The 10,705-nt window shown below is 70.9% G+C and carries 10 protein-coding genes; 4 read left to right on the forward strand and 6 right to left on the reverse strand.

Going from position 1 to position 10,705, the window contains the following annotated elements; all coding sequences use genetic code 11:
• Positions 1 to 276 precede the first annotated feature (276 nt).
• Positions 277 to 1,221 carry an anti-sigma factor RsbA family regulatory protein gene (locus tag ACFWGJ_RS35505; RefSeq protein WP_387332835.1) on the forward strand — a complete coding sequence of 315 codons (945 nt, stop codon included), beginning with the start codon at positions 277 to 279 and terminating at the stop codon, positions 1,219 to 1,221.
• A 97-nt stretch (positions 1,222 to 1,318) separates the two neighbouring features.
• Here the strand turns inward: ACFWGJ_RS35505 and ACFWGJ_RS35510 are convergent, their stop codons facing one another.
• Both ACFWGJ_RS35510 and ACFWGJ_RS35515 read right to left on the reverse strand, forming a co-directional pair.
• Positions 1,319 to 1,891: a Dps family protein gene (locus ACFWGJ_RS35510; protein WP_387332837.1), complete on the reverse strand. Its 573-nt coding sequence runs from the start codon at positions 1,889 to 1,891 to the stop codon at positions 1,319 to 1,321.
• 89 nt (positions 1,892 to 1,980) lie between these two features.
• Positions 1,981 to 2,151 (reverse strand): hydrophobic protein, encoded by a 171-nt coding sequence (locus ACFWGJ_RS35515; protein WP_107017343.1) that lies wholly within the window; start codon positions 2,149 to 2,151, stop codon positions 1,981 to 1,983.
• A 273-nt stretch (positions 2,152 to 2,424) separates the two neighbouring features.
• Between ACFWGJ_RS35515 and ACFWGJ_RS35520 the strand changes: the two genes are divergently transcribed.
• Together ACFWGJ_RS35520 and ACFWGJ_RS35525 are read left to right on the forward strand one after the other, a co-directional pair.
• Complete coding sequence (locus tag ACFWGJ_RS35520; protein WP_387332839.1) at positions 2,425 to 2,796, forward strand: PRC-barrel domain containing protein; 372 nt, start codon at positions 2,425 to 2,427, stop codon at positions 2,794 to 2,796.
• 242 nt (positions 2,797 to 3,038) lie between these two features.
• Complete coding sequence (locus ACFWGJ_RS35525) at positions 3,039 to 3,521, forward strand: ATP-binding protein (protein ID WP_387332841.1); 483 nt, start codon at positions 3,039 to 3,041, stop codon at positions 3,519 to 3,521.
• 81 nt (positions 3,522 to 3,602) lie between these two features.
• On the opposite strand, the gene ACFWGJ_RS35530 is transcribed toward ACFWGJ_RS35525, so the two are convergent.
• Positions 3,603 to 4,037: an ATP-binding protein gene (locus tag ACFWGJ_RS35530; protein ID WP_387332843.1), complete on the reverse strand. Its 435-nt coding sequence runs from the start codon at positions 4,035 to 4,037 to the stop codon at positions 3,603 to 3,605.
• Positions 4,038 to 4,324: 287 nt separating this feature from the next.
• Here ACFWGJ_RS35530 and ACFWGJ_RS35535 point away from each other — a divergent pair, with 287 nt between their 5' ends.
• Entirely contained in the window at positions 4,325 to 4,501 is a 177-nt protein-coding gene (locus ACFWGJ_RS35535; protein ID WP_210893339.1) for a hypothetical protein, read from the forward strand.
• A gap of 139 nt (positions 4,502 to 4,640) precedes the next feature.
• Here the strand turns inward: ACFWGJ_RS35535 and ACFWGJ_RS35540 are convergent, their stop codons facing one another.
• The 3 genes from ACFWGJ_RS35540 to ACFWGJ_RS35550 all read right to left on the reverse strand — a co-directional run bounded on the left by ACFWGJ_RS35540 (position 4,641) and on the right by ACFWGJ_RS35550 (position 10,689).
• Positions 4,641 to 6,383, reverse strand: coding sequence for a dolichyl-phosphate-mannose--protein mannosyltransferase (locus ACFWGJ_RS35540; RefSeq protein ID WP_387332845.1), 1,743 nt, complete (start codon positions 6,381 to 6,383; stop codon positions 4,641 to 4,643).
• A 40-nt stretch (positions 6,384 to 6,423) separates the two neighbouring features.
• On the reverse strand, positions 6,424 to 8,478 hold the full coding sequence (locus tag ACFWGJ_RS35545) for a glycoside hydrolase (protein ID WP_387332848.1): 2,055 nt from the start codon (positions 8,476 to 8,478) through the stop codon (positions 6,424 to 6,426).
• A 162-nt stretch (positions 8,479 to 8,640) separates the two neighbouring features.
• Positions 8,641 to 10,689: a beta-galactosidase gene (locus tag ACFWGJ_RS35550; RefSeq protein WP_387332850.1), complete on the reverse strand. Its 2,049-nt coding sequence runs from the start codon at positions 10,687 to 10,689 to the stop codon at positions 8,641 to 8,643.
• Positions 10,690 to 10,705 lie beyond the last annotated feature (16 nt).

Here is a 10,705-nt window from a genome sequence, read left to right on the forward strand (position 1 = left end):
GGTGTGACCGGCCCGAAGGGCGTGCGGGAAACACCTGAGTGACGAGGGAACGTCAGTGCGACGGCGTAGGGTGGCCCCGGGGTGAAACGGGTGGACCTGTGGGACAGCGCGGACAGCTCGACGTCGATACCGCCGTCGCGCGACGGCGAACCGACGCGATCCCTCCACTCGTCGGCACATCCGGCACGCCCCCGCCCACCCCGTCCGGATCCGTCGGCGCAGCCGGTGCGGCCGACGCGAGGGCCGGGCCGTACCGCCCCCGACAGGAGTGCCGACGTGACGACGACGGCCACCGGGCCGACGACCGGCGCGCCGTTCGTGCACCCCGCGCTCTTCTACCGCGACGACCAGGAGTACCTGGCGGGCACGGTTCCCTTCGTACGGGAAGGGCTGGCGGCCTCCGAGCCCGTGGCGGTGGCCGCTCCCGCCGCGCGGCTCGAACTGCTCACGGCGGCACTGGGCGCGGCGGCGGAAGCCGTGCACCTCGTCGACATGACCCTGGCCGGCCGCAACCCCGGCCGCATCATCCCCTCGGTCCTGCGGGCTTTCGCGGACGCCCGGGCGGGTGTCCGCGTCCGCATCATCGGCGAGCCGGTCTGGCCCGGGCGCACCGCCGTGGAATACCCCGCCTGCCTCCAGCACGAGGCCCTCATCAACGAGGCGTTCCGCGGCCGGGAGGTGACCATCCTGTGTCCGTACGACGCCCGGTCCCTGCCCAAGGACGTACTGGCCGACGCCCATGCCACCCACCCCGTCCTCATCACCGGGGGACACCGGCGGGTCAGTGAGACGTACGACCCGGCGAAGGCGCTCGCGCGCTGCAACGAACCGCTGGCCTCTCCGTCCGGCGCGGCGACCTTCCGCTACGACGCCGAAGCGCTGCCCGAAGCCCGTGACTTCGCCCTCGCCCAGGCGAGGGAGCGGGGGATGAGCGCGGCCCGTCTGCAGGATCTCGCCCTGGTCGTCGCCGAACTGACCACGAACAGCGTGGTGCACGCGGGCGGCACGGGCATCCTGCGCCTGTGGGCGGAGCAGGAGCAGATCGTCTGCCAGGTGCAGGACTTCGGCCGGCTGACCGATCCCCTCGCGGGCCGCCGCCCCGCGCCCCCCGGCCAGATCGGCGGTCGCGGCCTCCTGCTCGTGCACCACCTCTCGGACCTGGTGCGTCTGCACACCGGCGACACCGGCACGACGATCCGCAGTTACGTCTCCCGCGTCTGAGGCCCGCTGCGCCCGCAGCCCGCGAAGACGGGCCGAAGCACGCCAGAGGGGCCCGGATCCGCAGTGGATCCGGGCCCCTCTCGCGTCACGGGCCCCGCTACCGGGCCCCGTCCTCGTGCGCCGAGCGCGCGGCCTCGGTCTCGGTGCGGGTGCCCGCCGTGGCGAGGTCACCACCGGAGCTTTCGAGGTGCGCGCGCACGAACCACTGGAACTGTTCGAGGGAGCGCAGCTGCTCGATGAGGAGGTCCTCCGTCACCGGATCGAACTTGCCGACCTCGGCCAGCGCGGCGCGATGGCTCTCGACGATGCCCGTGTAGACCAGGTCGAGGGCGCCGAGGTGGGCGATCGCGTCCGCGCGCCCGACGTCGTAGTCGTCCCAGGTCCGCTCGGCGACGAGGGCGCCGGGAGTCCCCACCGGCACCCCGCCCAGCGCCGAGATCCGCTCGGCGGTGTCGTCGGCCATGGCGCGGACCCGGTCCACCTGCGGGTCGAGCATTTCGTGAATGGCGATGAAATGCGGACCGACCACATTCCAGTGAATGTGCTTCAGCGTGAGCGAGAGGTCATTGAGTGCGTGCAGCCGCAGGCGGAGCAGTTCGATAACCTTCCCGCCGTCCTGGACGCTGAGTCCGGGAACGGTGTACTTGGGCTCGGTTCGGGACGACGTCATTCCTCATTCCTCCCTGGGAATTCGATGTTCGGCGGTGGCGGGCGCGCCGACCGGTGTCCGAGGGCTCATGGCCCTCCTGCCTGCGGTTTCTACCAGCGGTACCAGCGTCCACGGCGGCCACCGGAGGCGGTGGGCCGTACGACGAAGCCGAGCAGCCAGACGACCAGCACGATGACCGCGATCCACCACAGCGCCTTGAGTGCGAAACCCGCACCGAAAAGGAGAAGGGCGAGCAGAAGAACAAGAATGATGGGAACCATGGTTATCAACCTCCAGAACTCCTGGTTCCCTGCTTCCCGGACGGTACGCCTGCTCTTTCCGAGGTGGTCTGCCTTTCCCGTCGCAAGCCGCCGCGCCCCCTTTCGCGGACCAGGTGCCGCACGGGCCGCACGGCACCGACGAGGGCGCCTCGCGGAAAACGCCGGGAATGCGGACGGGGCGGGAGGGTATTGGCTGCCCCAGGAGGACGGCGGCCGGCCCACACCGGCCGCGGCGCTCCGTTCGCACATCGACCATGGGAAGGAAGCAGCGACGTGACCACCGACAGAATCTGGTCGTACGCACCGGCCAGCGGATACGCGGAGGGGCTGCTGCTCACGGGGTTCACGGTCGCCGCGGCCGACGGGACGATCGGGCACGTGGACCGGCAGGTGGACGAATCCGGGATGCGGCATCTGATCGTCGACACCGGTGGCTGGGTGTTCGGCAGAAGCGTTCTCGTGCCCGTGGGCCTGGTCACCTTCATCGACCCGGAGGCCCGGGAGATCAAGGTGGCGTGCACCGAGGACGAGATCAAGGCCGCGCCCCGGTTCAAGACCGACCGCGAGACGCTGGACCCCGAATACCTCGCCGGAGTCGGCCACTACTACCGGAGCCTGCCCCCACGGCAGACGACCACGACCTGAGCCGGCGTGACGCGTCCGCTGCGCCGGATGGCGGTGGATGTCGATCCAGCGGGAAGGAGGAGCGCGTAGGACGCGGAGCGAGGAGACAGCGATGACGCCGATCACGACCGCGCAGCCACTCGTTCCCGCGACGAGGCGCAGGTGAAGGCGATGCCGGGGACGGTGACCGGTCCGAGAAGCCGCTGGGCGGCTCCGGGCCGGCGCCGGGCATCGAAGAACCAGAGTGCAGGGACACGACGCATATGGAGCGAACCGACACGACCACCCTCGCGTCCACGGACAGTCCGCCAGAGGTGACGCTCGCGGAGCCCGCCCAGGTCACGACCGCGGCGACGGCGCGGGCCCCCATCACGACCGCGGCGATGGCCCGCGCGTACGCCCACGCCGTGGTGCTGGAACAGTGGAACGACGCCGACCGCACGGCGACCGAGGCGGCCCTCATCGATCTCTCGCTGGTCGTCTCGGAGCTGGCGGCGAACGCCGTGCGGCACGGGGGAGGGCTGGCCGGGTTCGAGGTGACGCCCACGCCGCAGGGTGTGCGGCTGGCCGTGCACGACAACAGTGACGTCATCCCAGCCGCCGCCTTCGGCGCGGGAAGCCTGCCGACGCAGCACCTCGGCAACGGCTACGGCTGGCCGGTCATCATCCGGCTCGCGCGGGACATCTCCGTCGAGCCGCGACCGGAGGGCGGCAAGATCGTCAGCGTGCTGGTGCCGCTCGTCTGACGGACGGAACCGGCACACCTGCGGCCTCGGACGACTACCGTCCGGGGCCGCTCCGGGTAGGTACCTGACGGGCGCCGGTCCTCACCACGGCAGGAACACATGGATGTCCTTGCCCGTGTCGGTCACCACCACGCTCACCTGGTCGCACAGTGTGTGGATCAGATGCCAGCCGACACCCCCGTCACCGCGGCCGGGATGGAACGGGCGCGGTGCGGGCGGGGTGGTGCTGGTGTCGCGCATGGTCACGTGCACGCCGTCGAACGTACGCCGCAGACGCAGCTCGAACGGGCCCGGCGCGTACTGCACCACATTGGCCGCCAGCTCCGTGACCACCAGCAGAATGTCGTCCCAGTGCTCGGGCGCGGCCGGTGGCGAGGTGCGCGTGAGCGCAAGGAGGAACTCCTCCGCGGCGAGTCGCGCGCCCGTCACGTTGGGCAGCTCGCCGGGGAAGGTCGTCGTCCGGGTGTACATCTCCTCAGAAGGCAGTTTGTCGTCCCAACGCGGCTCGATCGCCATTGCGCCTTCCCCAGCCCACTCCCCACGGGGCTGTGCTGATCCTGTGCTTCCACCGCTGCTGCTTCCCGACGACGAGGGGTCTACTCGTCCGGGTCCGGTGGGGATGGTAGGTGAACCGGAACGCAGCGGTCTCTGGTGATTCCTGTGTGATCGGCGAGTACCACGATCGGACCGAGTCATGGGTGCTGGTCCGCCGCTGATTGCCGCGTCTGTTTCGGCCGGGCCGGGGCACACGGAGGTCGGGGACGGGAGCCGCTCCCGTCCCGCGACCGGAAAGAGGAGAATCCGTGCTCGGCATAGCAGCTGCAGTCCTGTTCTTCATCGCGTTCCTGATCAACGCCGCGGACATCGCGACCAACGACACCTTCACGTCGACGAACGTGATGCTCATCGGTCTGACGGTGCTGGCACTTCACGTCGCCGGCGTGGGCACCGGGTGGGGGAGCAGGAGCCGCAGGCGGTGAGGTGCGCGACGCCGTCAAGGCTCGCACACAGGACGAGAACGGACCGCATGGTGACTCCCCGTCGCCGTGCGGTCCGCGCGTCGTGGCCCGCCAGACCGCCAGACCGCCAGACCGCCAGACCGCCTGACCGTTCGACCGGTCATATCCAGGTGTCGAACCACATCCTGGAGTGCCAGTCCGAGTACGGGATCGTCGCCCCCGAATAGATCGGGAAGAAGTAGACGAAGTTCCAGACGATCAGCAGCACCACGGCGCCCACGGCGACCGTCCCCCACGTCCGGCGTCTGCCGTCCGCCCCCGGCGGGCCCACCAGCGCCCCCGCCGCCATCGCGACCGCCAGGCACAGATACGGCACGAAGACGACCGCGTAGAAGGCGAAGACCGTACGGTCCTGGTACTGGAACCACGGCAGATAGCCCGCGGCCACCGCGCACAGTACGGCGCCCGCCCGCCAGTCGCGGCGCAGGGCCCACCGGAAGAGCAGATACAGCAGGGCCACACACGCCGACCACCACAGCAGCGGGGTGCCCAGCGCGAGGACCACCTGGGAGCAGCCCGAGGCCGTGCGGCAGCCGTCCTGCACGAAGTCCGTCTCGTAGGAGTACGCCACCGGACGGCCCTGCACCAGCCAGCTCCAGGGGTTCGACTCGTACCGGTGCGGGGTGCTCAGCCCCACGTTGAAGTCGTAGACCAGGCTCTCGTAGTGCCACAGGCTGCGCAGGGGGGCCGGAATCCACGACCAGGGGCCCCCGCGGCCCTCCGCCCAGTGCCGTCCGTAGCCCCCGTCGGACAGGAACCAGCCGGTCCAGGTGGCGAGATAGCCGGCCACGGTCACCGGCACCACGGAGAGCGCCGACCAGCGGGCGTCCTTGCGCAGAACGGCGAGCCAGGGCCGATGGGCCCCGGCGACGCGACGTGCGCCGACGTCCCACAGCAGGGTCATGACCATGAAGAACGCCAGGAAATAGAGGCCGTTCCACTTGCACGCGGCGGCCAGCCCGAGGAGGAGCCCGGCCGCGGCACGCCACGGCCGTACGCCCATCCCCACCTGCTCGGCCGTGTACGCGTCGGGGCCCGTGAAGCCGTCCTCGTCCACGGGCAGACGCGCCGCGAGACGGGCCCGCGCCCGGTCCCGGTCGATGAGCAGGGCCCCGAACGCCGCCAGCACGAAGAACATGACGACGAGGTCGAGCAGCGCCATGCGGCTCATCACGAAGTGCAGGCCGTCCAGGGCCATCAGCAGTCCGGCCAGACAGCCCAGCGCCGTCGAGCGGAACAGCCCGCGGCCGATCCGGCACAGCATCAGCACCGACAGCGTGCCGAGCAGCGCCACCATGAAGCGCCAGCCGAACGGGTCGAAGCCGAACACCCACTCACCGACGGCGATCACCCACTTGCCCAGCGGCGGATGCGCGACGAACGCCCCGGCGTCGGAGAGCGGGATCACTTGAGGGTCCGCGAGGACCTGCGGGTCGGCGACCTTGCGGTCCGGCCAGGTGCCCTCGTAACCGAGCCGGAGCAGTGACCACGCGTCCTTGGCGTAGTACGTCTCGTCGAAGACGAGACCCCGGGGCCGGCCAAGATGCCAGAAACGGATCGCTCCCGCGAGGGCGGCCACCAGCAGCGGGCCCAGCCAGCCCATCGCCCGCGCGAGCCGGTGTGCCGCCACCGGGCCGAGACCGAGGGCTTCCCCGAAGCGGGTGCCCGGTTCCGGGAACGGCGGGACCAGAAGATCCCTGGTGTCGGTGCGCGGGCGCGCCACGAACCCGAACCGGCGCAGCCGCTCCGCCCAGGCGCCGGGCTCCGGTGTCACGGTCTCTGTACGCGCGTCGGCGTCGGAGCCGGCTGTGATGCCCGGCTCCGACGCGGTGTCACTGGTCACCCGGCCATCGTAGGGAACGGGATCACGCGCAACGCGGTGGTCAGCCCGCCGGGTTGGACACCTCCGTGACCTTCCAGCGCTGGTTGGCGCCGGAGTTGGGTGTCCACAGCGTCACGGCCGCACCCTCGTTCGTGGCCTGGCCGCCGACTTCGAGGAGCCGTCCGGTGGCCGCGTTGACGAGGGTCCAGGTGCCGTCCCCGGTCGACGACATGATCCACTGGGTGGCCCTGTCGCGGGCGCCGGTGTCGGCCTCCAGCACCGGGGCGCCGTCACGGACGGCCAGCCGCTTGCCCTCCACCGGGTTGCTGAACACGTACCGCTGCCGGTTTCCGGTGTCACCGGAGATCTGGCGAAGCTTCCACTGCTGACCCGGCGCGTCGGCCGCCGCGCTCCTGATGACGAGGCCCGTGCCGTTGTCGGCGACCGTGAGGGCCTTCCCGCTCTGGACGCCGGTCAGCGCGTAGGTGTGCCCCTTGCGCAGTTCGGCGGCGTCCTTCGCGACCCCGGAGACACCCTTGACCAGGAAGGAGGTCACGGACTGGGCGGGCACGGTGAAGGTGGCCGTGCGGTCGCTGACCTTGACGGCGGCCCGGCGCTCCAGCTTGCCGTCGGCGCTGGTCACGACGGGGGTGACGGTGGCGTTGCGGCCGACCTCGCCGAACTTCGACAGGTCGACGGTGACCGTACGGGCCTCGGTGGTGCTGTTGACGTGGACGACTGTCGCCCGGTCGCCCTTCTCGGAGACGGCGGCGGCGCTGGACGTGTCGTCCGTCTTGATCAGGCGGTCACCGGGCTTGATGTAGTGCGTGAAGTTGCGGGCCGTGTCGAACTTGGTGTTCGTGTAGATCGGGCACGACTTCAGGGTGTCCTTCGAGGTGCAGCTGAACGAGAGCTGGATGCTGCCCCAGTTGCCACCCTTGGCGGACTCGCCGCCGGGCTTCATGTTGTCGTAGTCCTCGACGGGCTGCCAGAACACCCAGGCCTTGGGCTCCAGTTCCCGCAGGTCGTCGACGATGCGCTGGGCCAGGCCGAGCCCCGGACGCATGTCCGTGAAGCTCTGTCCGTCGCCCCAGTCGCCCTCGACCTCGCTCTGCCACAGCGGCTTGTCGGCCGCCTTCGCCAGGTCCCGTACGGTGGTGCGCTGGCCGGTGCCGTAGGTGTGGACGTTCAACTGGCCGACCAGGTCCCGCACTTCCTGCGGGTAGGTGTTCCAGTTCGTCGCGAAGATGGACGGGTTGGTCTCGTCCATCGCCGAGATCTCCGCCTTGGCCTTCGCCTTCTTCAGCGCCGGGGCCAGAGCGGCGATCACCTTCTGCTGGAGCTCGGGGCCGATGTGCGCGCCCTCCTGACGGCCGCCCACGGGCTCGCCGTCGGTGCCCAGCCGGGTGCTCCAGTAGGTGGTGTTGGGCTCGTTGAACGGGTCGACGGTGTCGACCTTGATGCCCTCGGCCTTCTCAAGGCGCCTGGTGGCCCCCGCCAGATAGGCGGCGAAGTCGTCCACGGACTCCGTCTTGAGCTGGTCCTCGGCGGCGTCGAACCCGCCCGACACATAGCCGCTCTTCGTCATGAACCACGGCGGGGAGTTGCTGAAGGTCTCCCAGTGGTCGATGTCGTCCTTGATCCGGTCGACCCACCAGCGCTGGGTGGCGTCGGCGTCCTTGTTCCAGTCGGCCGGGTCGTCGGCGCTCCACCAGTCGGTGTCCTCGCGGGTGGTGCCGGCCGGCGCCCGCCACCAGCCCTCCACCGCACCGCCGGCCCGCAGATAGTCCTTGACGTCCGGGGCGTTGCCACCGCCGATGTTGTACCGGGCGATGTTCAGCGCCAGCCCGTCGTCCCCGAAGAGGAGCTTCGCGAGCTTCTCGCGTATCTCCTTCGGATAGCCGCCGGTCACATTGGCGAACCAGACGAGGCTGGTGCCCCACCCCTCGAACTTCTGCTGTGCGTAAGAGGGATCGGGCCGGACGGTGACCGACGGATTGTCCGCCGCCGGGGCCTGCGCGGTCGACGGGGGCGCCAGGGTCAGGGCGGCCCCGGTGGCCAGAGCGGTGAGTCCGGCGGCTCCGAGGAGACGTCTGCTGCGGGTACGGCGTGCCATCGTGTGCTCCCGACTGAGGTGTGGGTCGCTGCGCGGTGGACCTCCCGCCCGTCGGGCAGGAGGGAACGCCCCCGGACGGACGCGGTGCCGTCCGAGGATTCCGTCGTGCGGGGAGGACCGGGTGTTCGGAGTGCCGATCGTCGGGCACCCGGTCCGGCGTGCTCAGGCCGTGCGCTGGTGCAGTACGGCGACGCCCCTCGGCCCCAGGACGAGACCGCCGCCGGTGCCAGTGCCGGTGCCGCCGATCAGGACCTCTCCGGCGAGACCCGTCAGGGCCACGTCGTCGTCGGTCCGGTTGACCAGGAACAGGAAGCGGCCGTCGGGGCCGCGGCGCACGGTCTGCTCGACCGATCCCCGTGCGTCGGCGGGCAGTTCGCTCTCGACACCCGCCGGGCCGAGCAGCGCGGGCAGCAGCCCGGCGAGCCCTTCGGCACCGAGCCGCGTGGAGACGTACGCGGCCGAGCCCTGGCCCACCGCACGGCGGGTGACCGCGGGCCGCCCGGCGTACGCGCCGCTGCGGTAGTGGGCCAGCACCTCCACCGCGGGGTCGGTGACGTCGATCCGGTCGGTCCACAGGGTGCCCGTGGCGTCGCCGTCCAGCGCGACGGAGTCACCGTCGAGCAGCGGGCCGAACTCCTCGATGCGGATACCGAGCAGTTCACGCAGGGCGCCGGGGTGACCGCCGAGCCACACGTGGTCGTTCTCGTCGACCACGCCCGAGAAGTACGTGGTGACGAGGTGGCCGCCGGCCTCCGCGTACCGCGTGAGCTCCTTGGCGAGCGGGGCCGGGACCACGTGCAGCACCGGGGTGATCAGGACGTCGTACCGGTCGAGATCGGTCGTGGTGGTCACGACGTCGGCGCGGATGCCGAGGGTGTGCAGCGCCGAGTACCAGTCCAGGGCCTCCTGGCGGTAGTCGAGGAGGGCGGTGGGGTGCGAGTCCTGCTCGCTCGCCCACCACGAATCCCAGTCGTAGACGATGCCCACGCGGGCCGGTTCGCGCTCGGAGCCCGCGACCGGGGCCAGCGCCTTGAGGGTCTGCCCCAGTTCGACGACCGCGCGAAAGACCTCGCTGTCGGCGCCGGCGTGCGGCACCATCGCGGAGTGGTACTTCTCGGCGCCCGCCGCCGACTGGCGCCACTGGAAGAAGCAGACGGCGTCGGCGCCGTGCGCGACGTGCAGCAGCGAGTCGCGGGCCAGGTCGCCCGGCCGCTTGGCCACGTTGACGGGCTGCCAGTTGACCGCGCTGGTGGAGTGCTCCATCAGGAACCAAGGCTGCCCGCCCGCTATCCCGCTGGTGAGGTTGGCGGAGAAGGACAGCTCGTCGCGGTCCTGCGGGCCCGGGTGGACGTAGTGGTCGTTGGAGACGAAGTCGATCTCGCCCGCCCACTCCGGGTAGTTCATGCCCTTGGTGTTGCCCATCACCATGAAGTTGGTGGTGACCGGCACGTGCGGCGTGATCTCCCGCAGCACGTCGCGCTCCGCGATCAGGTACTCCTTCAGCGCGTCGGAGGAGAAGCGCTTGAAGTCGAGCTGCTGCGTGGGATTGGGGTGGGAGCCGGCCAGCCGGGGCGGCAGGATCTGCCCCCAGTCGCTGTAGCGCTGCGACCAGAAGGCCGTGCCCCAGGCGTGGTTGAGGGCGTCGAGGGTGGTGTAGCGGGCGCGCAGCCAGTCGCGGAAGGCGCGGGCCGCGTCGTCCGAGAAGTCGTAGACGTTGTGGCAGCCCAGCTCGTTCGAGACGTGCCAGGCCACCAGCGCCGGGTGGCCGGCGTACCGCTCGGCCATCGTGCGTACCAGGCGCAGCGCGTGCTCGCGGAAGACGGGCGAGGTGGGACGCCAGTGCTGGCGCGCCCCCGGCCACACCGTCTCACCGGAGGCGGTCACCGGCAGGATCTCCGGGTGCGCGGTGGTGAGCCAGGGCGGCGGGGAGGCGGTGGCGGTGGCCAGGTCGACGCCGATGCCGCCCGCGTGCAGCAGGTCCATGACCTCGTCGAGCCAGGCGAAGTCCCACTGGTCCCGGTCCGGCTGGATGCGGGCCCAGGAGAAGATCCCCACGGAGACCAGGTTGACGCCGGCCTCCCGCATCAGCCGGACGTCCTCCTCCCACACCTCGCGAGGCCACTGCTCGGGGTTGTAGTCGGCGCCGTACGCGAGTCGCGGGGTGCGGTCACCGTCCGGCCCGTCCAGCTGGGACAGGAGGGTGGAGATCATCGTGGTCCTTCCGGGG

Source organism: Streptomyces sp. NPDC060205, from assembly GCF_042728395.1.
In the GTDB taxonomy this organism is placed as follows: Bacteria; Actinomycetota; Actinomycetes; order Streptomycetales; family Streptomycetaceae; genus Streptomyces.